Annotated in this window: 23 protein-coding genes and 2 pseudogenes; 13 read left to right on the plus strand and 12 right to left on the minus strand. The window is 48.8% G+C overall.

All coding sequences use genetic code 11. The features are described from left to right. Positions 1-12: 12 nt before the first annotated feature. The 5 genes and pseudogenes from tssG to tssB all read right to left on the minus strand — a co-directional run bounded on the left by tssG (position 13) and on the right by tssB (position 5,287). Positions 13-1,047 carry a type VI secretion system baseplate subunit TssG gene (gene tssG, locus ACM5QY_RS07165; protein ID WP_416119902.1) on the minus strand — a complete coding sequence of 345 codons (1,035 nt, stop codon included), beginning with the start codon at positions 1,045-1,047 and terminating at the stop codon, positions 13-15. Beyond that, complete coding sequence (gene tssF, locus ACM5QY_RS07170) at positions 1,011-2,846, minus strand: type VI secretion system baseplate subunit TssF (RefSeq protein WP_416119903.1); 1,836 nt, start codon at positions 2,844-2,846, stop codon at positions 1,011-1,013. Before tssF ends, tssG begins: the two co-directional genes overlap by 37 nt. A gap of 5 nt (positions 2,847-2,851) precedes the next feature. Beyond that, positions 2,852-3,279 (minus strand): annotated as a pseudogene (gene tssE / locus ACM5QY_RS07175) (type VI secretion system baseplate subunit TssE). 5 nt (positions 3,280-3,284) lie between these two features. After that, entirely contained in the window at positions 3,285-4,769 is a 1,485-nt protein-coding gene (gene tssC, locus ACM5QY_RS07180) for a type VI secretion system contractile sheath large subunit (RefSeq protein WP_416119905.1), read from the minus strand. A gap of 20 nt (positions 4,770-4,789) precedes the next feature. Then, positions 4,790-5,287: a type VI secretion system contractile sheath small subunit gene (gene tssB, locus ACM5QY_RS07185; RefSeq protein WP_416119906.1), complete on the minus strand. Its 498-nt coding sequence runs from the start codon at positions 5,285-5,287 to the stop codon at positions 4,790-4,792. Between the two features lie 571 nt (positions 5,288-5,858). On the opposite strand from tssB, the gene ACM5QY_RS07190 reads away from it, so the two are divergent. The 12 genes and pseudogenes from ACM5QY_RS07190 (at position 5,859) to ACM5QY_RS07245 (ending at position 14,931) form a co-directional block, all read left to right on the plus strand. Beyond that, entirely contained in the window at positions 5,859-6,377 is a 519-nt protein-coding gene (locus ACM5QY_RS07190; RefSeq protein WP_104924329.1) for an Hcp family type VI secretion system effector, read from the plus strand. A gap of 75 nt (positions 6,378-6,452) precedes the next feature. Beyond that, the gene (locus ACM5QY_RS07195; protein WP_416119907.1) at positions 6,453-8,465 is read left to right on the plus strand and encodes a type VI secretion system Vgr family protein; all 2,013 of its coding nucleotides are present in this window, start codon (positions 6,453-6,455) and stop codon (positions 8,463-8,465) included. A 16-nt stretch (positions 8,466-8,481) separates the two neighbouring features. After that, a complete protein-coding gene (locus ACM5QY_RS07200) occupies positions 8,482-9,414 on the plus strand; it encodes a DUF2169 family type VI secretion system accessory protein (RefSeq protein ID WP_416119909.1) in 933 nt (310 codons plus the stop codon). Then, the gene (locus tag ACM5QY_RS07205; protein WP_416119910.1) at positions 9,407-10,555 is read left to right on the plus strand and encodes a PAAR-like domain-containing protein; all 1,149 of its coding nucleotides are present in this window, start codon (positions 9,407-9,409) and stop codon (positions 10,553-10,555) included. Before ACM5QY_RS07200 ends, ACM5QY_RS07205 begins: the two co-directional genes overlap by 8 nt. Further along, positions 10,552-11,016: a DUF4279 domain-containing protein gene (locus tag ACM5QY_RS07210; RefSeq protein ID WP_416119911.1), complete on the plus strand. Its 465-nt coding sequence runs from the start codon at positions 10,552-10,554 to the stop codon at positions 11,014-11,016. Before ACM5QY_RS07205 ends, ACM5QY_RS07210 begins: the two co-directional genes overlap by 4 nt. Before the next feature lie 104 nt (positions 11,017-11,120). After that, a complete protein-coding gene (locus tag ACM5QY_RS07215) occupies positions 11,121-11,351 on the plus strand; it encodes a hypothetical protein (protein WP_416119912.1) in 231 nt (76 codons plus the stop codon). A gap of 98 nt (positions 11,352-11,449) precedes the next feature. Continuing rightward, complete coding sequence (locus ACM5QY_RS07220; RefSeq protein WP_416119913.1) at positions 11,450-11,884, plus strand: hypothetical protein; 435 nt, start codon at positions 11,450-11,452, stop codon at positions 11,882-11,884. 161 nt (positions 11,885-12,045) lie between these two features. Further along, positions 12,046-13,119 carry a PAAR-like domain-containing protein gene (locus ACM5QY_RS07225; RefSeq protein ID WP_416119915.1) on the plus strand — a complete coding sequence of 358 codons (1,074 nt, stop codon included), beginning with the start codon at positions 12,046-12,048 and terminating at the stop codon, positions 13,117-13,119. Positions 13,120-13,287: 168 nt separating this feature from the next. After that, positions 13,288-13,444 (plus strand): annotated as a pseudogene (locus tag ACM5QY_RS07230) (GH-E family nuclease). Continuing rightward, positions 13,431-13,925: an ankyrin repeat domain-containing protein gene (locus tag ACM5QY_RS07235; RefSeq protein WP_416119916.1), complete on the plus strand. Its 495-nt coding sequence runs from the start codon at positions 13,431-13,433 to the stop codon at positions 13,923-13,925. Before ACM5QY_RS07230 ends, ACM5QY_RS07235 begins: the two are co-directional and overlap by 14 nt. Then, positions 13,909-14,235, plus strand: a complete 327-nt coding sequence (locus tag ACM5QY_RS07240) for a DUF2185 domain-containing protein (RefSeq protein WP_416119917.1) — start codon at positions 13,909-13,911, stop codon at positions 14,233-14,235. Before ACM5QY_RS07235 ends, ACM5QY_RS07240 begins: the two co-directional genes overlap by 17 nt. Before the next feature lie 396 nt (positions 14,236-14,631). Next, positions 14,632-14,931 carry a hypothetical protein gene (locus tag ACM5QY_RS07245; protein ID WP_416119919.1) on the plus strand — a complete coding sequence of 100 codons (300 nt, stop codon included), beginning with the start codon at positions 14,632-14,634 and terminating at the stop codon, positions 14,929-14,931. A 42-nt stretch (positions 14,932-14,973) separates the two neighbouring features. Here ACM5QY_RS07245 and ACM5QY_RS07250 read toward each other — a convergent pair whose 3' ends face one another. From ACM5QY_RS07250 to ACM5QY_RS07265, 4 genes are all read right to left on the minus strand, one after another. Further along, entirely contained in the window at positions 14,974-16,407 is a 1,434-nt protein-coding gene (locus tag ACM5QY_RS07250; RefSeq protein WP_416119920.1) for a 6-phospho-beta-glucosidase, read from the minus strand. Positions 16,408-16,464: 57 nt separating this feature from the next. Further along, on the minus strand, positions 16,465-17,997 hold the full coding sequence (locus ACM5QY_RS07255; protein ID WP_416119921.1) for a PTS transporter subunit EIIC: 1,533 nt from the start codon (positions 17,995-17,997) through the stop codon (positions 16,465-16,467). 147 nt (positions 17,998-18,144) lie between these two features. Then, entirely contained in the window at positions 18,145-18,885 is a 741-nt protein-coding gene (locus tag ACM5QY_RS07260; RefSeq protein ID WP_416119923.1) for a MurR/RpiR family transcriptional regulator, read from the minus strand. 63 nt (positions 18,886-18,948) lie between these two features. Continuing rightward, positions 18,949-19,452, minus strand: a complete 504-nt coding sequence (locus tag ACM5QY_RS07265) for a GNAT family N-acetyltransferase (RefSeq protein ID WP_416119925.1) — start codon at positions 19,450-19,452, stop codon at positions 18,949-18,951. 399 nt (positions 19,453-19,851) lie between these two features. Between ACM5QY_RS07265 and ACM5QY_RS07270 the strand changes: the two genes are divergently transcribed. Next, positions 19,852-20,994, plus strand: coding sequence for a YjgN family protein (locus ACM5QY_RS07270; RefSeq protein WP_416119927.1), 1,143 nt, complete (start codon positions 19,852-19,854; stop codon positions 20,992-20,994). Between the two features lie 95 nt (positions 20,995-21,089). Here ACM5QY_RS07270 and ACM5QY_RS07275 read toward each other — a convergent pair whose 3' ends face one another. From ACM5QY_RS07275 to pepA, 3 genes are all read right to left on the minus strand, one after another. Continuing rightward, positions 21,090-23,945, minus strand: coding sequence for a valine--tRNA ligase (locus ACM5QY_RS07275; RefSeq protein ID WP_416119929.1), 2,856 nt, complete (start codon positions 23,943-23,945; stop codon positions 21,090-21,092). Then, positions 23,938-24,423 (minus strand): DNA polymerase III subunit chi, encoded by a 486-nt coding sequence (locus tag ACM5QY_RS07280; protein WP_101075028.1) that lies wholly within the window; start codon positions 24,421-24,423, stop codon positions 23,938-23,940. Before ACM5QY_RS07280 ends, ACM5QY_RS07275 begins: the two co-directional genes overlap by 8 nt. A 119-nt stretch (positions 24,424-24,542) precedes the next feature. Next, positions 24,543-26,054, minus strand: coding sequence for a leucyl aminopeptidase (gene pepA / locus ACM5QY_RS07285; RefSeq protein WP_416119930.1), 1,512 nt, complete (start codon positions 26,052-26,054; stop codon positions 24,543-24,545). Between the last annotated feature and the right edge of the window lie 138 nt (positions 26,055-26,192).

Below are 26,192 nucleotides of genomic sequence, written 5' to 3' on the forward strand. Positions count from 1 at the left end.
TTTTTGTACTGATTACGATCTCACGGCGATTGTCACGTGAGGATGCTGCCCGGGTTGCCCGACAAAACTGGTCCATCCCAGCAGAGAATTTTGCTCATTGCCTAAGGTCATACCGCCGACCTGATTCGGGGCGATTCCCAGACGAAGATCCCAGGCGAACTGGTCGCGTAAAATAAAAGCGACAAACAGCGTCAGAGGCAGAAAGTTATCGCCATTGGGCAGGAATGAAAGAAAACGCTCACGGGACAGGTTGTCTATGCATAACAGAAACTTGCCACCGCGATCTGGTACTCGGCTGCCAATGGAGAAGTTCTGACCCAACACGGATTTTTCAATGATCTTGCAGCCCAGCAAGCTTTTGCCACCCAAGCGATTTTGCTGTCCAGGCTCGATCATCATTTTTCGTAACTGCCAGCCGTGAAGTGTCACTTCGTCAAGATCAAAGCAGTGCGAAACCAGGCTGCAAATAACCTCCGGTGAGCGGCCTGGATTAGCCAGAGCGCCTGCATACGCCAACATTTTGCTGTGATTGATCGCCATTCGACCGCGAATGCTCTGGCTACCCAGGCCGACCAGCGAATACATCCGCTGCGAAAACTCATCCGTCCCGCCATTGCGAAAGCACACGTAATAACGGTATTTACGCCAGATGTGATAAATAAACTGCGTCCAGCGGTGCGAAAACATATCGAGAAAATCAGTCAGTTTTCTTTCACCCTGTGCTGACTCCCAGGCAAGGTTATCCAGATAATATCCCGGTAAAGGAGACTGGCTCCCATTCAGCCCCATAAAGGCGACCGTCATGATGAACTGCTGTGACTTATTGAGTTCAAGCGCCATGACATCGCTTAATGGAAAAGCAATGCTGGCATCAGCTTCAAAGCGTACGGCTTCCTCATGCGGATCAGTTTGCAGAGAAATATGTTCATAAGTGCCTGTCCGCTTATAAATGGCTTCAACCAGAGCATAAAAGTTATAACGGCGGACATCGCTGAATGGGATGTTTTTCATTAAATCAGCGCGTGCTGACCTATTCTTTCCGGCCATTCGTAGCACTCCTGATTATCGATATTGATCACTTTTAATATGTGGAAACTGTTCACGCTGGCATAAAGCGAAAAGAAATGAGAAAGCACGGTGCCCAGCAAATACAAATCACCTTCACAAACAAAAGGGGCCTGACGGATAGAAATCGTGGAGGTAAGCCCCCGGACAGGTACGCCTTTAAATAAACGGTCGACCGGGCGGGTTTCAATCTGTTCGATGGCATCCAGTTTTTGTTGAGATAGACGGGCGGCCTGAGGGTGATGAATTCCAGGTAAATAGTAGGTGCGCAGTACCTGTTTTAAAGCCTCGATATCCAGTAATGAAAGATAGTTAAGGCTCATGTTGGACAGTAATGACCAATGCAGACTGCCATCAAGAACAGGATAAAGAGGTAATGACGGTCGCGTTACATTACGAAATGAACTAATGGCCGGATCTTTTCCATCGGCCAGATTAATATCACCTGTCATTAACTGTGCAGGAAGATCCCGATTGGTACAGGTTAATGCGACAGAAACGATCTCCTCAACACCGGGCACTAACCTGTTTTTTTGTGACAGGCCATTGCCATGGACAAAAGAAATGAGATGTTCAAACCCCTGGTGGCTATGTGATGGCTGTGTTTTGACCCGATAATAAACGGCTTCACGTTGCTTCGAATATTCGACCTGATGTTGGAAACTTTCGAACGAAACATAGCTTCGGGTAAACGTTTCTGTAGAACGGCCATCCGCACTTTTCAGGGTCCAGCCACTCTCAACATGGTTTACAGAAAATATATCGTAGCAATCCATGAGTTTGTGACTTGCTTCCAGAATATATTCAGTAGACGTTTCATTTAGAACGATAGTTTCGGAATCCCCTGGGAAAAGATTCACTGCGGGTGTGCAATATAAACGCAGGGATTCTTTCCGTAATTTCAAATCCGGCGGTAACGGACGTGAAAAATGCAGGCGTAAAGTGAATTCCCCCGCAATCAGACCCTCGGGAAGTGACTGCACTCCGGTGATATCAAAGAAGAAGAAACTGTCCAGAAAACAGATATATTCCTGCAAGACGCGATAGCCGCTGTAGACATTTTTAGGGTACGGCAGCAAGGCGTCTTCTTTCTCAAAACCAACAGGGTGTAACCTGAAATTAGGCAAACGAATGGTTTGCTTACCAACGATTAACTCTACGTCAGTCAGGTATTCACAAAACCATAGATAGAGCTGATAACGGGTGTAGTTATCGTCGTTGCCAAGCCATAGACGTATTTTCCCAAAATCTAACGCATCGATTTTTTGTTGCGAGCCGGTAAGAAAACTAATGTCAATCATGCCATGTTTATGACTGTTATTTGAGGATAGGCTATCCAGGCTCAGGGGCAGCAGCCAGATATCACGACTCAACGTGAATTTGCATGAAGGGACCGGGTCAGCAGAGCCGTTGTCTAATTTTTTGCCCGTAATCTCCCCCGGCGGGCTCATGACCAGAGCGCCTTCTGATAACCGAAATGCTGTCGTGACCGTTTTAGGATCAGGGACATATTCCATGATCGTCATGCTGGGTGTAGGGCGAAGATAATTGGGCCACAGCATATTAAGCAGACTGTGGGTGAGTTCAGGGAATTCATCTTCAATTCTTGAACGCATATTTCCGGACAGGAATGCAAAACCTTCCAGCAGGCGTTCGACGTCAGGGTCGGCTTCTTTTTCCGCTAGAAACGGGGCCAGATGAGGTTTTTCTTTAGCCAGCAGTTTCCCTAACTGACGTAAATAATCGAGCTCTTCCCGGAAATATTTTTCCTCAAATGACATGGTGCTTAATCCAGTTGATAGTGGTGGTGATTATCGAGTTGCATATTGAATTCCACGACGTTGTGCAAACCGTTAAAGTCCACAAAGGCAACAATATGAAAATTCAGGTCCATCGGGTTATAGCCGTCGTTATTAAGCGCTTTAACGTCTGCTTTTCTCACCCGTGGCTCATAGCGTTCAATACATTTCTGAATGGCTTCTTCAACCGTTTTACGAAAATCAGCAGACGTTGCCGTCGCATCATTAAGATCGATAACGCCTAAACCTAATGTGCTCTGGCAACTGCCAGGCCTGGCATTGAGAATGTTGCGCAGATTTCGTTTAATCGACGTTTGTAAACGTTCGACTTGTACCGAATGAGAAAACCCTGCTGTTTCCCCCCGATACGTTCAAACAGACTGGCAGACACACCTTTTTTCCGACCTGGCATCATCGTGATTATTCCTTATCAAGCCTGCCGACCAGAGACAGTTCGAAATTCGCACCCATGTATTTAAAATGCGGGCGAACAGAGATAGCGACCTGATACCAGCCCGGATCACCATCCACATCCAGCACATCAATTTTGGCTGCACGTAAGGGTTTACGACTGCGCACATCTGCCGGTGGGTTTTCCTGATCCGCAATATATTGCTTGATCCAGTTATTCAGTTCGCGCTCGAGATCGTTGCGTACTTTCCATGAACCAATCTGTTCACGTTGGAGAACTTTGATGTAGTGAGCCAGGCGGTTGATGATGAACATATAAGGCAGTTGGGTACCCAGCTTATAGTTAGTTTCAGCCACTTTGCCTTCAGGGGTGCCCGGGAATTTTCGCGGTTTTTGAACGGAGTTAGCTGAGAAGAACGCCGCATTATGGCTGCCTTTACGCATAGTCAGCGTGATAAAACCTTCTTCTGCCAGTTCAAATTCGCGACGATCGGTGATCAGAATTTCGGTTGGGATTTTGGCCTGCGTATGCCCCATCGCCTCAAACATATGTACCGGAAGATCGTTCACAGCACCGCCGCTTTGCGGACCGATAATGTTCGGACACCAACGGTATTTCGCAAAGCTGTCTGTCAGGCTGCTGGCCAGCAAATATGCGGTGTTACCCCACAGATAATCTTCGTGATGGCTACTGACATCTTCCTGATAGTTGAACTTCTTCACCGGGTTTTCTACCGGGGAATAAGGCAGGCGTAACAAGAAGCGTGGTGCAGTCAGACCCAGATAGCGGGCGTCTTCTGTTTCGCGCAAAGCGCGCCATTTGGTGTAGGCCGGGCCTTCAAAAATAGAGGAAATATCTTTAATGGTCGGCAACTCGGTGAACGACTTAAGGCCAAAGAAATCAGGCGAGACTGAGGTCAGGAAGGGGGCATGTGCCATTGCGCCGACGGCGCTGACGTAATTGAGCAGCTTCATGTCCTGTGCGGAGTTGTTAAACGCGTAGCTCCCCACGATGGAAGCGATCGGTTCACCACCAAACTGGCCATATCCGGACGAGTAAACGTGTTTATAAAAACCGGACTGCACAATTTCGGGGGCAAACTCAAAATCTTCCAGCAACTCTTCTTTCGTCGCATGCAAGATGTGGATTTTAATATTTTCTTTAAAATCAGTGCGATCAACCAGCAACTTCATTGAACGCCAGAATGACTCCACCTGCTGGAACGCATCGGCGTGCAGAATGTTATTCATCTGCTGGCTGAGTTTTTTATCCAGTTCGGCGATCATGCGGTCAACGGCAAGTTTATTGACAGGTTCTGCGTGGCTGCCGGTTTCCAGAATGCTGGACACAAAAGCCGCTACACCTTGCCGGGCCACATCGTAGCCGTCAGATTCAGGTTGGATGCGGGTTTGCGCCATAATTTCATCCAGAAGCGACTTTTGCGGTGCAACCGATTCAGCAATGGATGTGGCCAGTTCTTCCTGTAATGACATAGTAAAAATCCCTTTTAAAATTACGCCTTATTGACGATATCGAGCTCTTTCAGGAGTTGCATACGTGACTCTTCCTGATCCAGCAGAGCCTGTAATTGGGTACGGAAAGCAGGCACGTTGCCCATAGGTCCCTTGAGGGCAACCAGCGCTTCGCGTAGTTCCAGAAGTTTTCTCAGTTCTGGAACCTGTTTAACGATGTTATCCGGGGAGAAATCCTCCATCCCTTTGATATCAATTTCGACCTGAATATCTTCGCTTTTCTTGTCACTCAGCGAATTTTCAACGCTAAAATTCAGGCTGATCCCTGTTTCACTCATCACTGAGTTAAAATTATTCTTATTAACAGACACTGATGAGCGCTCATCGATAGGGGCATCTTCTGGTCGGCCTTTCATATCACCAACAACCAGGAGATTGAGCGGTAGCTCTACTTCAGAGCTTAATCCATCCGCTTTTGGCACATAGCGAATATTAATTCGCTCTTTAGGAGCGACACTGCCGTCTTTGGTATTGCTCATATTGAATCATCCTTAATGTTACATGCCGGTCAGTTATATGATTGGCTTTTATTGATAAGCAGATCGTGGTGTTTAATCGAGGGCTTGTGGCTGCTCGACGTTGAGTTAATTACTTTCTGAGGCTGACTAAATTAGCATTTTCAAAATTAGTTTGTACATAACTATTGGTAAAAATTAAGGTTAATAAAATAATCACATTTCTTATTTCTCGTAATTCATTGTTTTTAAAAGATTATTTACAATATCATTTTTGTGTTTTCATAATTATTTTATATATTATGATTTGATTTATTAGTTTTAGGAATTGCATTTTATTTTTGATTTACATGTTTTTAATTATTTCATAGTCCATGAATTGGTGATATTTTACTGCCGACCTTTCTCGATGGGATATACTGTTTTTAGAAAGTTATTTTGGAATTATTTCCGAAAAGTAATCTAAATATGCACATTTGTTTTCTTTATTTTTTGTTTTATCAATATAACTCAACTACTTGGCGGTAAATGTTTTATTGGGAAAGCGGTCATTCTTAACAACCAATGGTATGTATTATTTACAAGGAGTTTTACGATGCCAACCCCATGTTATATCTCAATGAATGGTCAGACTCAGGGGAATATCACCGCAGGTGCTTTCACATCAGAATCTGTGGGTAATATTTATGTCCAGGGCCACGAAAACGAAATGTTGGTGCAGGAATTCCAGCACATCGTTACCGTCCCTACTGACCCGCAATCAGGTCAGCCAGCCGGTCAGCGTGCTCATAAGCCCTTTATCTTTACTGTGGCTCTGAATAAAGCTGTTCCGTTGCTTTATAACGCACTGGCTTCAGGTGAAATGCTGCCTACGACCGAGCTAAAATGGTTCCGTACTTCCGTTGAAGGAAAGCAGGAACATTTCTTCACCACTCGTCTGACTGACTCCACCATCGTGGATATCAACTGCCACATGCCGCACTGTCAGGATCCTGCAAAACGCGAGTTCACCCAATTGATCGAAGTCTCGCTGGCTTATCGCAAAATTGAGTGGGAGCACGTCTCTGCCGGTACCTCTGGTGCTGATGACTGGCGCGCACCGCTGGAAGCCTGATCCCTCAGGTAATAAGCCAACGCCCTGCATTGCATATGCAGGGCGTTATCCCCAGCGTATCGAAGGAATGACACCATGCCCCTTAACGGAACCCGCTTTACCTTCACCGCCGGCAGCGCACCGCGCGATACCTTTGCTGTCGTCAGCTTTCAGCTTTCCCAGGCATACTCCGAACTCTTTACCCTGAGCCTGGTGCTGGCCAGCAGCGACCCCGCCGTCGGGTTCGACAAAGTGCTGGACGAGATGGCGACGCTCACGATTTGGCAGGGCGATGAGATAAAGCGTCGGGTACGCGGCATCGTCAGCACTTGTGAGCAGGGGGACACCGGCAAAAACCAGACGCGGTACCGCATGACGGTGCGCCCTTATTTCTGGCGCAGCGCTTTGCGGCAAAACTGCCGCAGTTTTCAGAACCTGAATATTGTCGCTATTCTTGCCCCGTTGCTCAAAGAGATGGGGGTCCTCAAGCACGACACGCTGTTCCGCTCTCCGCATAAGTGGCGGGAGTTTTGTGTCCAGTTTATGGAAAGCGATTTTGATTTTATCTCGCGCCTGACTGCCGAAGAGGGGATTTTCTTTTACGAAGAAGAGTTCCTGAAGGCCAACGATCAAAAACTCACCTTTGCCGACAACTGTAGCGCATTGATCAGTATCGGCGCGTTCCCCTACAACCCAAACGCCGCCTCCGAGTCCGATACCTACTGCATCAACAACTTCCGCCGCAGTGCGCAGGTTCGCCCGTCAAAGGTTATCACGCAAGATTACACGTTTACCGCGCCGAACTGGCAGGCACAGTATCAGGAAAAAGCGTCAAACATGGGGCACCAGCATACGGTGTACGACATGTTTGACTATCCGGGCCGTTTCAAAGACGAGCAGCACGGCGCTGATTTTGCCAAATATCAGATGGAAGGCTGGCGTAACAGCGCTGACACCGTGGCGGGCTGCACCAATTCGCCGCAGTTGTATCCGGGCGTCTGTTTTACCCTGACCGACCACCCGCGCGAAGACCTGAACGCCAACTGGCAGGTGGTCGCTATCGAAATGAGCGGCGACCAGCCGCAGGCATGGATCGGCAACGAAGGCCAGGGCACCACGCTGAGCACTCAATTTGAAGTCATCCCTTCCACCCAAACCTGGCGGCAAACGCCGAAGCCGAAGCCCCAGGTCGACGGTCCGCAAATCGCGATTGTCACTGGCCCGCCGGGCGAAGAAATTTTCTGCGACGAGCATGGCCGCGTGCGGGTGAAGTTCGCGTGGGACCGCTACAACAAAGCCGACAACTACAGCTCGTGCTGGATCCGCGTCTCACAGGCGTGGGCAGGCACCGGTTTCGGCAATATCGCGATCCCGCGCGTCGGGCAGGAAGTGATCGTCGATTTCCTCAACGGTGACCCGGACCAACCGATCATCACGGGCCGCACCTACCATGCCAGCAACCGTTCGCCCGGTGACCTGCCGGGCACCAAAACCCAGATGGCGATCCGCTCGCAAACCTATAAAGGCAGCGGCTACAACGAACTGATGTTCGAAGATGCGACCGGCCAGGAACTTCTGTCGATGCATGCGCAGAAAGACATGAAGACCAAGGTGCTGAACAACCGGATGACGGACGTGGCGGTCGACCATACGGAAACGGTGGGTAACGACCAGAAAGTCACGGTCGGGAAAGGGCAGACGGTGACTGTGGGTAAAGAGAAAGCGGGCGGGCACGACCAGAAAACCACTGTGACGAATGATCGTGAAGTTAAGGTCGGCAATGATCAAAAGCTCGACGTTGCTCATGACCATCGCACGACCGTGGGGAATGACCAACACTTGGATGTGACCAATGACCGCCATGCCAAAGTCGGCAACGACCAAAGCAGCGAGGTAACAGGAGGCGATACTCAAAAGGTCACAAAATCTCAGGACATCAAAATCGGTGAAAACTACACGCTGACGGTAACGGAAAGCCTGACCATAAAAGTCGGGGAATGCCTGTTGAAAATGAATAAGGACGGGACGATCACGTTGAATGGCGTAAGCGTTCAGATCTCAGGGAAAAGCAAAATCAATATTTTTGGCGCTGATATTGATATGGACTAATTCAGGGGAATGATGAATGAACATTATTAATAAGACTGAGTTTCCACATTTCCAGTTCGAAAAGGTCAGCTATTTTGGTGAGTTATTTAGCGTGATCGTGGTGAGTCAGACATTCGATCTTTCATCCGATGGCGGTATTTGTCTGATATCTGAAATTCAGCGCCCGCCGGTTCTTGCCGATAGCTGGTTTGGTGAGCCGGAAATGAGCAGCCTGAAAACGACGACAGATCTTGTTTGTAAAAAGAAGCGCTCAGAAATTCTTTTATCAGGGCATGCATGGAATGCAGCAGGGCGCGCCCGAGATTGGCAGGCTGAATTTCAGGTGGGCGATTTTCGTCGGACTATTTCTGTCTGCGGTTCGTGCGAATGGCGATATTCACAGGGTGAATGGGAACTGAGTCAACCGGGGCAAACAGACCATGTGCCCCTGCGTTTTGAGCTGGCCTCATTCAGCGAATTCAACCCGGTTGGAAGGCGCTTGCCAGAGGATGCTAATACCCAACAGATTTTCCCTGCTCCTCAACTGTCATCTTCCCCAGGCGCGGTTTGCCGGAGCTGGCCATCGAGAATTCGTTATGCCAAAGGTTTCAATTCGCACTGGCAAAAACATACCCGTCCGTTTTACCCCGATGAGTTCGATTTTACCTTCCTGAGCTGTGCGCCGCCTGAACAGCAATATGTCGGCTTTCTTAAAGGTAACGAGAAGGTTGTTCTCAATGGGTTGCTTCCGTCTGCAACGAAATTCAGGGGTTTCCTACCGGGGATCCGGGTATGGGCGCAAATGAGCAAGGGCGATCAGGCGCTGGGACAGCAGCTCTTACTGGCGGATACTTTGACTTGCTATACCGATGAGGAACAATTGACTCTGGTGTGGCGAATTACGTTGCCGTCAGTCTCACTCCCGGACAGCCTGATATTAATCACGGACAGGGAGGTTCCTCATGGCTGAGAAACACATAGGAAGTCAGGAGTCACAGTACATGGTGATCAGTACTGCACCTGACGTCTGCATGGTAGGAGATTCCCCGGTACCGTTCGACAGTTTTCAGGATTTATCGCACATCAAAAGCTACATCACTAATGTCAGGGCGCGGGGTAAGCCCATTCTCACGGTGGGCTGTGAGATTGCCGGAACGCAAAGTAATGCAGGAAAAGGCATCAGTTCGGGTACCAGTCTTGGCAGTGGCGACTGCAAAATAATCACAGGCGTGCCGCATATTAAATGCAAAGGAAAACCCGTTGCCCGACAGGATTCGCTGGTTGCGATGAATAACGGCAATACGGTCGGCAAACTTTACACTCAGGTTAACCCGGCCAATGGCGAAATACCGGTAACGGGAACCCTTTCCCTGTGGGAAATGATGGGCGAGGCGCAAGTGCAGCAGGCAGAAGCGGAGATGGAAGCTGCCAGGCAGATGCCGGATGTTTTGGAGGGAATGGGAAAAGGATTTATTAACGGCTGGTATATGCTCGGGCATATGTTGGGAAAGGCCGGAATGTTGAATGGCACGATAGAAGCCGAACAACAAATGGCTGTGATGAATACGATGGGCATGAATACCAGCAGCATGGAAGCTGCCAGCCAACTGAACGAAGTCGTGTTGGAAGAAACAGATACCAGTGAACGACTCATGGAACTGGAGAACGAAGCGCAGGAAGTGGGGGCTAATGCCGAAGCTGCCCTAGAGTTGCTGTTTTTAGTCAAAGGATTAACTCAGGGGGCTGCAAAGCTTATTGGACGGGGTGGGAGGAATGGGTTTAAGGTTGTTGATGGAAGAAATATATTTATCAATGGTAAATGGTTCGATTCTAACGGATTACCTTTACCAGTCCCACCCAGTCTTAGTGCTGCAGGCAGAGTACCTACAGTATTGCAAACAGGGGGGCATACTTTAAGTAAAAATACAGCTAAAATATTGAACGAACAATTTGGAACTAACTTAACCAGCCGGGAATGGGGGCGGGCGCTTGAATCGTTGAAAAAGGATAATGGGCTAAGGAATGATTTTCATGGCCGAATTCTGGATAATGGTAGCTACATTGATGATGCCGGAAGTAATATTGGAAATATAGAGGATTATTTACCGTGAAAATAGAAGATTCTAGGCTTAACCCAATTTCACCTAACAATGAAAATTGTTATGAATGTTATGCTCAGTTGTTAATTTATCCTGCACACACTCACCCTAATGAAGTAAGTGAATTCCTTAAGCTTGAAGCAACAAAGATAAATATTGTTGGAGATATTATAACTAATTCTTTGGGGAAAACTAGAGAGGTTAAGTTGTCTGGCTGGTTTTTGTCTTCAGAGTTACACGTAACGTCTAAAGACTTAAGGGACCATTTGAATTGGTTTATTGAAAAATTGAATCCAGTTGAAACTGAATTAAGGAAATTGCAAAGCATTGATGATGTAACAATGACATTATGTTGTGTATGGCGTTCAAAATATGGACATGGTGGTCCAGTGCTTTGGCCTGAGCAGATGAAGAGTATTTCCGATCTTAATTTGGAGTGTTCTTTCGATGTGTATTTTAATTCCGAGGAGTGAAAATTACACTGTATAAATGCATAGAGCATGAGGTCGCATGGTCGCTTGGTTAAAATACTAACAGGATGTTAGTAGGGTTTATTGCTGCCGGTTGTTCCTTTCCCTTGGGAGCAACATTAGCGCTGGCTGACATCGCTGTCAGAACGCAATTCTCACTTTTACGCCAGCATCCTACTGCTGTTGATCGTTGTGGTTTACCGGTGAAAGCCATCTTTTTCCCGCAGCGTGAATTAACGTTTGATATCACCCGTTGGCAGGTGATCGCAGACAATGCAGTGCGGGATGCCTTGTTATCAGCCGGAGAATATGCGCTCTGCCATCACGCCTCTGGCTGATATTACCTCCTGCTGGCAGACCCGGAGTTCCCACAACGCTGGCATCTGCACTTTCTCATTCATTGTCGACCCGGCTACCACACTGCCAGCAGATTAATGTGTTGCGGGGCAGTCATGCCGAAGCCGGAAATGCACTGCTTCAGATCCGCCAACAGCAACGGCATGATCGCGCATTAACCATTGATATCGTCGTCGCCGTTGAGAGTTGGTTATCGCCTGAAACATTGATATGGCTTGAAAATCAACACCTGTTGCACAATAGTCATGCTTTTTATAAAGGTGAAGTTCGCCGTAATCCTTATGGCCGAGTTCCGGGTGAGGGGGCTGCGGTGCTGATGCTGGCGCCGACAAAATCCCTTCCTTGCTGGTGTACTGTGCCGGGTATTGCCGCAGGTGCGGAGCGTGTTTTACGTGATGATGATCAACCCTGTCTCGGCCTGGGGCTTAGCAGTGCAGCCCATGAAGCGATAAAACAAGCGGTTACTGACAGCGTTACCGGAGTACCAGCCGGTTTGTGTTCTGAAGGACGGTAAAAACCAGAGCCATACCCTTGCTCCTAATCTCGACACGCTGACTTTCGACCTGGATGAAAGGCTTATTTACGCCACCTGGCGATTAACGGTGCCGCGCTCACTGGATTTTCGTGAAGGGATATTGGGTTGCATCGTACCGGCGATGACAAAGGGAGCATGTTATGGCGGATAAGCACATCGCGGACGGCGAAGCGGCATTTAAGGCAGTGAGCTCAGCGCCTGATGTTTGCATTGTGGGGATCGATCCGGTGCCATTTGACAGTTTCCAGACGCTGATTAACCAAAAGCAGTATGCCAGCACGGTGTGGGCGCGTGGATGTTCAGTTTTAAACGTCGGGTCAGTGATTGCCGGAAGTCAGGGCAATACCGGGGCAGGCGTTGCTTCCGGAACGTCGCTGGCGAGTGGAGACTGCATCATATTAACCGGCAGTCCGTCAGTTTTTATTGAAGGAAAGGCGGCCGCCCGGCACGGTTCTCAGGTGGGCATGAATAATATGAACTGTGTCGGCTCACTGTATACGTTAGTCGAGCCGCCGCTGACCCGCGTGAAAGACAACGCGATCCCCTGCAATAACCCGCCGATCACTTCTGCTGCGCTGGAGCAGATGAAGGCTAAAAAAGAGGAGATGAAAAAGGGTCTGCTGGCGTCAGCGCGAAATTTTGTGGATGTGAGTGACTCTCTTAAATCCGGTGATGTTTATGCGAAAGCGTCAATTGATAAGCTGCGTCCAGGAAAAATTGAAGGTGCAGGGAGCGCGGGAGACGTCCTGAATGCGGCGAATGAAATAGGCGCTGGTGTGGTGCGTGGCGTCCTTGGGCTGGGTTGGGATTTGGTGTCTGGTGTAGAACATCTGGCTAACAGCGCGGTGCAGGTTGGACTGAGCCTTGCAAGCGAGGAGTTGTCGCTTGATGCCGCCATTTTGGGAGAAAACATCCGGCTGGGCAATATTTGTGCTGACGGCATATTGCAAGATGCTAAAAAGACATTGAATGCCGCGAAGAAAGCCGCTGCAGAGGAATGGGATAAAGCCAGCCATGCCTCGCTGGGCGATCAGGCTGAAATGGCGACGGGAATATTTGGCATTATTGGAACGCTATTTATTGGCGTAGGTGAATCTGAAGTCGTTGGCGCCGTATCGAAGGCAAGTGAAGTCGCTCGGGTAGATGAAGTTAATGAAACCGTTAATACATTGGATGTCATTGATGCAAGCAAAGTGATTCAGATGGAGTTTTAGTAAAAAAAACTTATTCTAACCCAAAAAATAGGCCAAGATATGCTAAGAGCCAGGTTGAGCAAGTTTGAGCAAGTTTGGGATAATGCATCAGGGCCTGACGGGAAGGTTTATGACCCAAATACAGGTGAAGAGTTAATTTGGGACGTAAGTGAAAAAAGAAACTGGGATATGGGTCATTTGCCAGGTGAGGAGTATAGAATACTACACAAACGATATATGGATGCGGATAACTACTGAAGAATTTTTAAGCGAGTATAGAGACCCAGCTAAGTATAGGCCGGAGTCTCAATCATCAAATAGGAGTCACAAATATGAAAAAAAATGAAACTGACGAAATATTTAATGCAATAAGAAACCAAGATGTAGAAAAATTTAAACTTTTATGCAAAGTTAGTAACATGAATTGTGTAAACGTATTAGGGCAATCTTTTTTGCACATTGCAATAAGCTCTAAGGTGCCTGAAATTTTAGATATACTTATGCAACTTGGTATTTCATTGAAGATCTTAGATAATAATGGTAAGTCAGCACTGCACTACGCAGCTACGCACCAAGATTTAGTTTCCACTAATATTTTAATTGATTTGGTAGATAAGAACGCTATAGATAAAAATGGGAATACGGCTTTGTTTGACGCATATGTTTCATCAAAAAAAGATTGGAATTTAGTTAAGAAAATGATTGCTCTAGGATGTGATCCATATGTTGAAAACAAATTTGGGAATTCTGTCGCTAAAATAGTTAATGAAAGCAGAAACAAAGTTGTATTAGATACTATCCAGGAGTTTTATGATGAAAGCCTATAAAATAGCCCCTAATGATATATTAAAGTTAATACCATCTATGGGGGGGATCTGCACAGATAAGATAACAGTTGACGGGTTGCCGATCATGTATATGTATCGAGATGAGCCAGTAAATGCGAAAGATAGTGGTTGGCGTTTTTTCTCAGGTACTGAGGACAGCGATTATATGGCAAACGCTGGGTTTCATTCTGTATATGACTTGAACACCATAGCAAATTATGAACCTGCTATAATACCATTCTTGAATCATCCGGTAGGAAGTGAATTTGAACGTAGTGATGATAAGGGGAAATTCATAAAAATCGAATGAAAATAATCTGCAAATGACTTTTTGGGGTTGAGGTTTCTCCTAAGGTTTCACAATCTACTGCTAGTACAATAGAAAGTAAGCGTTTTTTAGACGTTTTTGATAATATGAAATCACAGTAAAAAGATGCACATAGAGCTAGGCATAAAGTCTGCGGTGACCAATATCATGATTACCCGAGGTGATTATATGAATGAGTTAGATGAATTAGTAAGTCATTATAACAGCATCAAAAAAATCCGATTGAGGAAGAGGTTATAAGGATAAGTTTATTATTTTATTTTCAGAGGGAAATAATTACAAGCTATTTTAGTATTGAAGATTGTGCAGATAATTATTGCTTCGATGGCTTCTTCCAAAAACGATGTCTTGCATGCTAGATAATATATGGCGTATTAAATGTATCAAAAGAACTTAAATGCCTATTTTCGGATTTCTGTACAAAGTGCTTTACTTGGTAATATAACAGAAAACATCAGAGCGGTTGTCGGTGTTCTATCTGAACAGAAAATCCAGATCATTTTCTATTACGATGGAGTGATAGATGAAGTTGACGAAGAACTGGCATCAGAGGTTGGTACGGAAGTGATTGCTGATTTTGAGTCTGGGTTTAATATTGATATAAAAACAATACGTTTGGACTATCCTGAACCCATAAAAATTAAGGATGGTTTCTTACTGTTCCTTCGAAAAGAGTGAGCAGAAAAAGAATAAAGCCGACCCCAAGAGCCGGCCCTGTTTTTAAAGCAATTCCCCGTTACTGCCAATCACTTTCTGATACCAGCTGAAGCTCTCTTTTTTAGAGCGCGCCATCGTGCCGGTGCCATCGTCATTTTTATCCACGTGGATAAAGCCGTAGCGTTTGCTGTACTGGCCGGTGGTGAAGGATACACAATCGATGCAGCCCCACGGCGTATAACCCATCAGCTCCACGCCATCTTCCAGCACGGCTTTCTTCATCTGCTCGATGTGCGCTTTCAGATAAGCGATACGGTAATCATCGTGAATGACGCCGTCTTCGCCCGCTTTGTCGATAGCACCAAAACCGTTTTCGACGATAAACAGCGGTTTCTGATAACGCTCATAAAGAATGTTCAGAGTGTAGCGCAGACCAACAGGGTCAATCTGCCAGCCCCAGTCGGAGGCTTTTACATGCGGATTCGGAACGCTGCCTGCGAAGCCGGACAAGCCGTTGTCATCGCTCGGGTTATGCGCCGAAATCGCATTGCTCATGTAGTAGCTCAGGCCGATGTAATCCGCGCAACCGTCGCGCAGCGCCTGCAAATCGCCATCTTCCATTTTGATGTTGAAACCGCGGCGTTCCCACTCTTTCAGCGCATACGCCGGGTAGTAACCGCGCATATGGACGTCGCTGAACAGGAAGCGTTCGTGCATCGCCTCAACGGAATACATCACGTCGTCAGGATGGCAGGAGAACGGATACAGCGGCACCATGGCGATCATGCAGCCAATCTGGAAATCCGGGTTGATCTGATGGCCGAGTTTGACCACTTTGGCGCTCGCCACAAACTGGTGGTGCAACACCTGGTACATGGTTTCTTCCGGGTTTTCCTGCTCGGTGAACACCACGCCGGAGCAGCAATATCCAAACAACGGATACTTCCAGTTGCGCTGGTTGTTGATCTCGTTGAAGGTCATCCAGTATTTCACTTTGCCTTTATAGCGCTCCATGACGACCTGGCTGAAGCGTACAAAGAAATCAACGACCTGACGGTTTTTCCAGCCGCCATATTCCTTCACCAGATGCCACGGCATTTCGAAGTGGGAAAGGGTGATCACCGGTTCGATATTATGTTTGAGCAGTTCATCAAACATGTTGTCGTAGAATTGCAGACCGGCTTCGTTTGGCTGTAATTCGTCGCCGTTTGGGAAGATGCGCGTCCAGGCAATCGAGGTGCGGAAACATTTGAAACCCATTTCGGCAAACAGCGCGATGTCTTTTTTATAGTGCGAATAAAAATCGACAGCTTCGTGGTTAGGGTAGCTGTAACCCTCCAGTACGCCGTCGGTCATCACGCGATCGATGCCGTGTGCGCCGCCGGAAAGTACGTCGCAGATGCTCACGCCTTTGCCGCCTTTATTCCAGCCGCCTTCAACCTGATGTGCCGCAACTGCGCCGCCCCATAAGAAATCTTTCGGTAACTGTTGACTCATTTTCGTTCTCCCTTGAGGCGGGCTGTAGCAGCCCGCGTGATAAATGTAATATCCGGTTTAATTCATTTCTGCCTGCGCGGCGCGCTGACTTTCAGCCTGGATCTTTTTAGTAGCCGCAACATCGGGCTCATCTTTGAAACCAACCAGCCAGGTAAACAGGGCGCCGAGAACAAAGGCGACGGTAATCGACAGCAGGAAACCAAGGAACTGTGGCATGTGGCCTTCTTTGAAGAACACCGGCAATACCGCAATGCCCGGCAGGCAATAGCTCCATGAAACCGCGTTGAAAGAGCCGGCAATCGCCCCCCCGATACCCCCGGCAACGCAGCTGCACAGGAACGGTTTTTTCAGGCGCAGGGCCACACCGTAAATCGCAGGTTCGGTAATCCCGAACAGGCCGGTGACGCCAGCGGAAAGGGAAATTCCTTTGATTTCACGGTTGCGGGTTTTCAGGTAAACGCCAAACATGCTGCCGGTCATCGCGAATACGGCGGAGGCTTGCAGGCCGGTGAAGGTGTCGTAGCCCAGCGTTGCGTAGTTGCCGACAGTAACCGGCGTAATACCCCAGTGAACGCCGAGTGTGACCAGCGGTTGCCAGAATGCACCGACAACGAAACCGGCAATGGTCGGGCTGAGGTGATAGAGATAGTTGTAAACGCCGCCAATCGCGCCGCCGATCAGGTTGCCAATCGGGCCGAACACCAGAAGCGTCATCGGCACCATAATGGCGATACAAAACATCGGGGTGAACAGGTTGCGGATAACCACCGGTAACACTTTATTGAAGAAGCGTTCGACGTAAGACATCGCCCAGACCATCAGGATGATCGGAATAACGGACGCGGTATAACTCAGGTATTTCACCGGTATACCGAGGAAATCGAGCGTCGGCGAGGTCAGCGGAATGCCGACAATATTGGTCAGAATGCTGGCGATTTCCGGATTATTCACGGCTTCGCGCATCAGTTGTTGCATGGCCGGGTCGGCGGAGTTGATCGAGGTGATTTTGAACGCAGTCAGCATGTTCATGTAATCAGGGCTGATCAGCGCACAGGCCGTAATAACCGCGGTAAACGGATGAACGTTGAATTTTTTCGCCGCCGTAAACGCGATCATGACCGGCAGGAAGGTAAACGCCGTCCAGGAAACGAAGTTAAGAATACGGTAAGTGCCGCTGCTGGCGTCCATAATCCCGACGGCCGCGAGGAAAGAAATGATCCCCTGCAAAATACCGCAGGCGGCGAGCTGATAAAGGAAAGGGGTGAAGATACTGGAAATGACATCCATCACGCGGCTGACGATGCCGACATTCGGTGCAGAGACTGGCGCGTTTTCATCAATGTGGATGAGTTTCAGAACCTGTTTATACGCATCGCTGACGTGGTTACCAATCACCACCTGCATCTGGCCACCGGCTTCAATGACGGTGATAACACCTTTTACGCGTTTTAATTCTTCTTTATCGACAGCACTATTATTTTTCAGAACGAAGCGTAATCGGGTAGCGCAATGTGTGATGCTAATCACATTATTTTCGCCGCCAATATATTTAACAATATCCTGAGCTGTCTGAGCGTAATCAATAGCCATTATTTATTATTCTCCTGCGGGTATACAGAGGTGAGCTTTTTTGTTTTTTTACTCGTTGGCAGGAGTGTAGCAAAAGAAAGAATATTGTCACGATATAACAAAAAACAGGGAAGGTAATATGTCACATCTTTAAAACACCTTGTTTTTTCATTGCGCTGAGTCACGTTTTATTAAAGGTAATTTCTTTCCGATCGTCTCGATAATATAAAGTACAGGGATCTGAGTCGTAATATTATACTGACCTTCTAAGACAATTTGCGGCATGTGATAGGAGATATTGAGGTCTGCCATGCGCGCCAGCGTTGAGTTCTCGCTGTTCGTCAGGCTGATGATCTGGCAGTTGTGCTGGCTGAACTGTGTGGCAAACCGTAATACTTCTTCCGTTTCACCTGAGACAGAAAGAATAATAGCGATAGCATCTTTATACATGTCGCTGTTAATCGGAAAATAGGGATCGTCAATAAAGGTACTGAATTTCCCGACATTAGAGAAAAAACGTGCGCTGTATTTCCCTAATGAACCCGATGTTCCTACGCCGACAAATATAATTCGTTGCGCGTCGGAAATTCTTTTTGCCGCCTCATTCAATAATTCATCAAATTCGCTGTTATTAATACTTTTGAAATAGCTGATGATCTCGCTGATCCCAAAGGAGACTGGCGGCTTTTCTTCATGTTCCAGAAATAATTTAAAACGGATACGAAACTCAGAATATCCTTCGCAATCCATTTTCTTACAAAAACGCAGAACCGTGGTGGTAGATACCCCGGCGGCATCCGCCAGCTCACGGATGGTCATGTACATCACTTTATCGCCATTTTTGACGATGTAGTTATAGACCGTCAGTTCCAGATCGTTTAACGCTGAAATGGCTTTGTGTGTGAACATGCGTCTGCCTGTGTTTTCGTCATGACTATTGATGAATAGCTCTGATGAGGAGCTAAAGAGCGGTCAGAGGTATTTTAACATCGTCACTTCACAATCGACATGCCCGGTGTTGCCCAGCGAGCCATCAATATGTTGGAAACCCAGACGCTCATACAGCGCGATCGCCTGCGTCAGGCTGGCGGTTGTTTCCAGATAGCAGCGCGCGAATCCGTTCTGACGGGCGTGTTCAATTGCCTGCAACGCCAGCCGTTTCGCCAGCCCCTGACCGCGCAGTGAAGGCAGGAAATACATTTTTTGCAGTTCGCACAAATCATCTTCGCCGCCAGAAAGTGGCGCCACACCGCCGCCGCCGGCGACTTTACCGTCGACTTCCACCACCCAGTAAGCGCAACGTGGCTGACTGTAGCTTTCATACAGATGATCCAAATTCGGGTCTGCTACGGTATAACCTTTATCGGCAGTCAGACCAAATTCAGCCGATACATGGCGGATCACGTGTGCGATTGCCGCATTATCTTCAGGGCGAATCGGGCGCACCAGCACGCTGACAGGAAGGGAGGTCGTCATATTGCTCACTCAGTTTCAAATAATAAGATAAATAAACAGACCGTTTTAATACCATCTAAGGGCAGGTGGGTGCAACGTTACCGGTTCGTCCCGTTGATTTTACTTAATCAAATGAGAATTTTTCATTCCCGGTACTCACCCATTCGCTTAGTCGTACCCGTCAGGCAGCGCTGTACTGAACGTATGTGCATCAGGCACGATGCTAAACCAGACAGAAAATGGCCAGAATGATGTAAAAAGTGTTTCAACGCGGTAATAAATTTTTTATTCCTGTTATAAAGTATTGTCAGTTTACGTCCCTTTGTTCTGTGTGGTTAAATGCCAGCGGTTAATATTTATATTAAAACCCCTCTGCCATTCCGGTAGAGTTTCTATATTCTTTAAGGATGAAAGAATTTTATGTCAACTAATCAGAAAGAAATGAGAAAGGTTTATCCTTTCTCGTTTTACGGAAAAAGTAGTGAATATTTTTCTATATGGATTGTTAATTTATTTCTCAATATCATTACGCTGGGTATCTATTTTCCCTGGTCGCTGGTGAAAGAATGGCGTTATTTTTATGAAAATACAGAGTTAGCAGGAAATCGTTTTGAACTCTACGCAAAACCGACTGAAATCTTAAATTTCATTTTGATGGTTTTTGGGTGTGTATTTTTAATGATGTTACCTTTCGTAAATATCATCGTGATGTTTGCCCTGTTCTGTACCATGCCGCTGATTATTATAAAGATAATCGGTTATATCTGCAGGTCTACCGGTTTCCGAGGCACCCGTTTCGGGTACTGCTGTAAGCCGGGGGAGGCCTATGTCTCATGCCTCGCATGGCCATTCCTGACACTGATTGTCGTCATGGTACCGATGGGAGCGATAATAACTTCCATACTTCATCACCGTGATGCAACAGCTTTAAACTTTATACTGCTGTCCGTATTTTTTGTTCCGTTTTTTATTGTCAGATGGGCAATTCAAAACTATCTTTATATGAAGATGATTATTAATAATCTTCTTATCGGTAGAGCCAGATTTGCAGGGGATTTTAAGAAATCGGCTTTCATAAAATATCACTTTTACGCCTTTATTCTCTCTATTCCTTTTTTCCTGGTCGCAGCCAAAATAATGCTGACTTCTGCAGTGGAGATGGAGTCTGTTGTGCAGGCAGCGAAGACGGGGAGTTCACCATTACCTTTCCAGTTTATTTTCCATGTCTATGGTGGATTGCTTGTCATACTACTGGGGAACTATATCTGCTCTCTGTTCCTGAGAGTATCACTGACTAATTATGTTTGCCGTAATGCCGTTCTGGATGGCGATATCCGCATTACATCCACCATGAGTTACAGCGGCTATTTTAAACTCGCGTTGCTCAATCTGGTCATGGTCATGTGCAGCTTTGGGTTATGTATTCCCCATACTCAAATCCGGACGGCAAAGTATCTTGCACAATGCATTGCTATCGAAGGCGATATCGACCGTATTATCCCCGAGCCTTCAGAGCCAGTCGCAGGGACCACGGATGATCTGCGCGCTAACATTTCCTTTTGAAGGCCGTTAGTGCGCAACGGTTGAGTGTTAAAATGGAACCATAAAAAAGGCCGCTTGCGCGGCCTTTCTCTTTGTAACGTTTTTATATCAAAGGATTACAGTGCAGCGATTGTCGCTTTCTGTTCTGCAATTTTGATTTTGGCTTCACCGCAGGCTGCCAGACGTTCGCGTTCTTTTGCGACAACGGCTTCCGGCGCACGCGCCACGAAACCTTCGTTAGACAGTTTGCCTTCGATAGACGCAATCTCGCCATCCAGCTTCGCCATCTCTTTGTCCAGACGCGCCAGTTCGGCATCTTTGTCAATCAGACCGGCCATCGGGATCAGCAGCTCAGCGCCTTCCACCAGTTTGGTGACAGACACAGGGCCTTTGTCGCCGGCAGGCAGAATGGTGATGGATTCCAGACGCGCCAGAGATTTAATGAAGCTCAGGTTCTGTTCCACACGACGCTGTGCATCGGCACTTGCGCCGCGCAGCAGCAGTTCCAGCGGTTTGGCCGGAGACAGGTTCATCTCGGCACGCACGTTACGGATAGCGATGATCGCCTGCTTGATCCACTCGAGATCGGCCAGCGCCAGTTCGTCCGCTTTCGCCGCATCAAATTCCGGGAACGGCTGCAACATGATGGTTTCTGCTGTGATGCCTTTCAGGGTTTTCACGCGCTGCCAGATGGTTTCTGTGATGAACGGGATGATCGGGTGCGCAAGACGCAGCAGACCTTCCAGCACTTCCACCAGCGTATGACGGGTGCCGCGAAGTTGTGCTTCGCTGCCGCCGTTCATGACCGGTTTGGTGAGTTCCAGATACCAGTCGCAGAACTGGTTCCAGGTAAATTCATACAGAATGCTGGCGGCCAGATCAAAGCGGTAGTTGTCCATCGCTTCACGGTACGTTTTCACCGTGCGGTTATATTCCGCGAGGATCCAGCGGTCAGCCAGAGACAGCTCAAGTTCGCCGCCGTTCAGGCCACAATCCTGATCTTCTGTGTTCATCAGCACGAAGCGGCTGGCGTTCCACAGTTTGTTACAGAAGTTGCGGTAACCTTCCAGACGTTTCATGTCCCAGTTGATGTCACGGCCGGTAGAAGCCAGTGCTGCCAGCGTGAAGCGCAGGGCGTCAGTGCCGTGCGGCTCGATGCCGTTCGGGAACTGCTTCTCGGTGCGCTTGCGGATTTTCTCTGCCAGCTGCGGCTGCATCATGTTACCGGTACGTTTTTCCAGCAGGTCTTCCAGCGAGATGCCGTCAATCATATCCAGCGGATCGATAACGTTACCCTTGGACTTGGACATTTTCTGCCCTTCGTCGTCGCGGATAAGCCCGGTCATGTAAACGGTGTGGAACGGAACCTGTGGTTTGCCGTCTTCATCTTTCACGAAGTGCATGGTCATCATGATCATGCGCGCGATCCAGAAGAAGATGATGTCGAAGCCGCTGACCACGACGCTTGACGGGTGGAAGGCTTTGAGATCAGGCGTCTGCTCAGGCCAGCCCAGCGTGGAGAATGTCCACAGGCCGGAAGAGAACCAGGTGTCGAGCACGTCTTCGTCCTGCGTCAGAACCACGTCTGCGCCCAGATTGTTTTCGGTGCGGACTTCCGCTTCGTCGCGGCCAACAAAAACGTTGCCCTCGGCGTCATACCACGCCGGAATGCGGTGTCCCCACCACAGCTGACGGGAAATACACCAGTCCTGAATGTCACGCATCCAGCTGAAATACATGTTTTCGTACTGTTTCGGCACGAACTGGATATCGCCCTGTTCAACAGCTTCCACCGCGACTTTCGCCAGCGGCGCGGTACGGACGTACCACTGGTCAGTCAGCATTGGCTCAATAACCACGCCGCCACGGTCGCCGTAAGGAACGGTCAGATCGTGAGGTTTGATTTCTTCCAGCAAACCGGCTTCTTCGAATGCAGCGACCACGGCTTTACGCGCAGCAAAACGCTCGAGGCCACGGAACTGCTCAGGGATATCGTTGCAGCACGCATCGCTTTCTTCGCCGTTGGTGTCGAACACTTCAGCGGTCTGGCGGATATCACCATCGAAAGTCAGGATGTTGATCATCGGCAGGCCGTGACGTTTACCGACTTCATAGTCGTTAAAGTCATGCGCAGGCGTGATCTTCACGCAGCCGGTGCCTTTTTGCATATCGGCGTGTTCATCGGCCACGATGGGGATACGGCGACCGACCAGAGGCAGAATGATCTCTTTGCCGATCAGATCTTTGTAACGTGGATCTTCCGGATTAACGGCCACGCCGGTATCACCGAGGACGGTTTCCGGACGGGTAGTCGCCACGACCAGATAATCTTTGCCTTCAGCGGTTTTCGCGCCGTCAGCCAGCGGATAACGCAGGTGCCACATGGAACCTTTGGATTCGCGGTTTTCCACTTCGAGATCGGAGATCGCGGTGCGCAGTTTTGGATCCCAGTTCACCAGGCGCTTGCCACGGTAAATCAGATCTTCTTTGTACAGACGCACGAAGACTTCACGCACGGCGTTGGACAGGCCTTCATCCATGGTGAAGCGCTCACGCTCCCAGTCCACGGAATCGCCCAGACGGCGCATCTGACGGGTGATCGTGCCGCCGGATTCTGCTTTCCAATCCCAGATTTTGTCGATAAACGCTTCACGGCCGTAGTCGTGACGGGTTTTGCCTTCTTCGGCTGCGATTTTACGCTCAACCACCATCTGCGTTGCGATACCCGCATGGTCGGTGCCCGCCTGCCACAGTGTATTTTTACCCTGCATGCGCTGATAGCGGATCATGGCGTCCATGATGGTTTGCTGGAAAGCATGACCCATGTGCAAGCTGCCGGTCACGTTCGGCGGCGGGATCATGATGGCAAAGCTTTCTTTACGGGTATCACCATGTGGCTTGAAATAGCCCTGTTGTTCCCAGTGCTCGTAAAGCGGCTGCTCGATGTCTTGCGGGTTATATGTCTTATCCATTTCGCTTCGTATTTTCGTCGGTCGATGTGGTGACTGAGGGCGGCGTGGCCGTCGTCAAAGAGAAACCCACGCTGCGATAGGCTTTGTAGCGTTCGCGCGCAAGCTGTTTAAGGGAATCTTCGTAAGGAACGAAGTCTACCACTTCATGGAAAGCAGTAGCAAAATCTGCAAATTCAGGCAGGAGGCTTATCAGCAGGTCGCGTGGCGCATTGCCGCGCTTACCCGGCCAGCAAAGCTCCACAGGCGCACCAAATCTCGGGCCTTCGCCCGCCAGATTGTGCGGCACAAAGTGGTTCGGATCGCGCTTCCACAGCGCTTCGTCCAGACGCTCAGCCTGTTTTTGATCTTCACAGGCCAGCAGAACACGTTTGCCCATCCGGTAACGTTCAGCGGCGACCTGACAGGCCAGCGCTTCGTGTGAGCTGAGCTCGCCACTTGCATCCGGCGCATCGAGAAGAAAGAAGGTTGCCTGTTTCATGATGAGTTCACTGTGCTGCTGAGAAAAAACAGGGGCGCAACGGGGTGCGCCCGCCTGTGAAGGGCCTGATGGTGTTTCCAGACCCTGATAGGGGAATTATACCTTATTTAGCGAATGAATCATTCATCGCCATCAAGGCCAGCGCGGTTTAGCAGGAACTGCGCCAGAAGTGCGACCGGACGACCGGTTGCACCTTTATTTTTACCTGAACGCCATGCGGTACCGGCGATGTCCAGATGTGCCCAGCTGTATTTGCGGGTGAAGCGCGACAGGAAGCAGCCCGCGGTGATTGCCCCTCCCGCGCGTCCGCCGATGTTCGCCATATCAGCAAAATTAGAATCCAGCTGTTCCTGATATTCATCAGCCAGCGGCAGACGCCATGCGCGGTCACCGGACTGTTCGGATGCGCCGATCAGTTCGTGTGCCAGCGGATTGTGGTTCGACAGCAAACCAGTGATGTGATGGCCAAGGGCAATCACGCAAGCGCCGGTCAGCGTGGCGACGTCAATCACCAGCTCAGGATCAAAACGTTCGACGTATGTCAGTGCATCACACAGCACCAGACGGCCTTCGGCGTCGGTGTTCAGCACTTCAACAGTCTGGCCGGACATGGTTGTCAGAATATCGCCCGGACGGAACGCCTGTCCGCCTGGCATGTTTTCACAGCCTGCGAGCACGCCTATCACGTTGAGCGGCAGATTCAGTTCCGCCACCACACGCATCGCGCCGTAAACCGCAGCGGCACCACACATGTCGTACTTCATTTCATCCATATCAGCGGCGGGTTTAATGGAAATACCGCCTGAATCGAAGGTCAGACCTTTGCCGACGAGCACGATAGGCTTAGCGTCCGGATTAGGATTGCCCTTATATTCCATCACCGACATCAATGATTCGTTCTTCGAACCCTGACCGACGGCCAGATACGCATTCATCCCCAGCTCTTTCATCTGCTGCTCACCGATAACGCGCGTGGTGATGTTAGTGCTGAATGCATCGGCCAGCTGGCGTGCCTGCGACGCCAGATAAGCGGCGTTACAGATGTTCGGTGGCATATTGCCGAGATCTTTGGCCGCTTTGATACCGGCAGAAACTGCCAGGCCATGGGAAATTGCGCGCTCACCACTGGTCAGTTCACGGCGGGTCGGCACGTTGAAGACCATTTTACGAAGCGGACGGCGGGGTTCGGTTTTATTGCTTTTCAGCTGATCGAAGGTGTAAAGCGATTCTTTGGAGGTCTCGACCGCCTGACGCACTTTCCAGTAAGTATTGCGCCCTTTAACGTGCAACTCGGTGAGGAAGCAAACGGCTTCCATAGAACCGGTGTCGTTCAGTGTGTTGATCGTTTTCTGGATCACCTGTTTGTACTGGCGCTCATCCAGTTCACGCTCTTTGCCGCAACCAATCAGCAAGATACGTTCGGAAAGGATATTCGGTACATGATGCAGCAACAGGGTCTGACCCACTTTGCCTTCAAGTTCGCCACGGCGAAGCAGGGCGCTGATGTAGCCATCACTGATTTTATCGAGCTGTTCGGCAATCGGTGACAGGCGGCGAGGTTCGAAAACGCCGACTACAATACAGGCACTGCGTTGTTTTTCCGGGCTACCGCTTTTTACGCTGAACTCCATGCACTCTCCTGAATCTTAAAGACAAGGGCGGGAGGTACGGCTAGAATGAGTCGCCGGAGACACTCTCCCGTCATTGTGTTAACGACCTGTGTTAACCTTAAACGGCGTTAGTTTTTATTTTGGCGGCTATAAGCAAGT

This window comes from Rahnella sp. PCH160 (assembly GCF_047784855.1).
Lineage (GTDB): Bacteria > Pseudomonadota > Gammaproteobacteria > Enterobacterales > Enterobacteriaceae > Rahnella.

Bases quoted from the DNA above. Each gene is read 5' to 3' on its own strand.
- tssG (WP_416119902.1), bottom strand. From the start codon at position 1,047: ATGGCCGGAAAGAATAGGTCAGCACGCGCTGATTTAATGAAAAACATC.
- tssF (WP_416119903.1), bottom strand. From the start codon at position 2,846: ATGTCATTTGAGGAAAAATATTTCCGGGAAGAGCTCGATTATTTACGT.
- tssC (WP_416119905.1), bottom strand. From the start codon at position 4,769: ATGTCATTACAGGAAGAACTGGCCACATCCATTGCTGAATCGGTTGCA.
- tssB (WP_416119906.1), bottom strand. From the start codon at position 5,287: ATGAGCAATACCAAAGACGGCAGTGTCGCTCCTAAAGAGCGAATTAAT.
- ACM5QY_RS07190 (WP_104924329.1), top strand. From the start codon at position 5,859: ATGCCAACCCCATGTTATATCTCAATGAATGGTCAGACTCAGGGGAAT.
- ACM5QY_RS07195 (WP_416119907.1), top strand. From the start codon at position 6,453: ATGCCCCTTAACGGAACCCGCTTTACCTTCACCGCCGGCAGCGCACCG.
- ACM5QY_RS07200 (WP_416119909.1), top strand. From the start codon at position 8,482: ATGAACATTATTAATAAGACTGAGTTTCCACATTTCCAGTTCGAAAAG.
- ACM5QY_RS07205 (WP_416119910.1), top strand. From the start codon at position 9,407: ATGGCTGAGAAACACATAGGAAGTCAGGAGTCACAGTACATGGTGATC.
- ACM5QY_RS07225 (WP_416119915.1), top strand. From the start codon at position 12,046: ATGGCGGATAAGCACATCGCGGACGGCGAAGCGGCATTTAAGGCAGTG.
- ACM5QY_RS07235 (WP_416119916.1), top strand. From the start codon at position 13,431: ATGAAAAAAAATGAAACTGACGAAATATTTAATGCAATAAGAAACCAA.
- ACM5QY_RS07240 (WP_416119917.1), top strand. From the start codon at position 13,909: ATGATGAAAGCCTATAAAATAGCCCCTAATGATATATTAAAGTTAATA.
- ACM5QY_RS07245 (WP_416119919.1), top strand. From the start codon at position 14,632: ATGTATCAAAAGAACTTAAATGCCTATTTTCGGATTTCTGTACAAAGT.
- ACM5QY_RS07250 (WP_416119920.1), bottom strand. From the start codon at position 16,407: ATGAGTCAACAGTTACCGAAAGATTTCTTATGGGGCGGCGCAGTTGCG.
- ACM5QY_RS07255 (WP_416119921.1), bottom strand. From the start codon at position 17,997: ATGGCTATTGATTACGCTCAGACAGCTCAGGATATTGTTAAATATATT.
- ACM5QY_RS07260 (WP_416119923.1), bottom strand. From the start codon at position 18,885: ATGTTCACACACAAAGCCATTTCAGCGTTAAACGATCTGGAACTGACG.
- ACM5QY_RS07265 (WP_416119925.1), bottom strand. From the start codon at position 19,452: ATGACGACCTCCCTTCCTGTCAGCGTGCTGGTGCGCCCGATTCGCCCT.
- ACM5QY_RS07270 (WP_416119927.1), top strand. From the start codon at position 19,852: ATGTCAACTAATCAGAAAGAAATGAGAAAGGTTTATCCTTTCTCGTTT.
- ACM5QY_RS07275 (WP_416119929.1), bottom strand. From the start codon at position 23,945: ATGGATAAGACATATAACCCGCAAGACATCGAGCAGCCGCTTTACGAG.
- ACM5QY_RS07280 (WP_101075028.1), bottom strand. From the start codon at position 24,423: ATGAAACAGGCAACCTTCTTTCTTCTCGATGCGCCGGATGCAAGTGGC.
- pepA (WP_416119930.1), bottom strand. From the start codon at position 26,054: ATGGAGTTCAGCGTAAAAAGCGGTAGCCCGGAAAAACAACGCAGTGCC.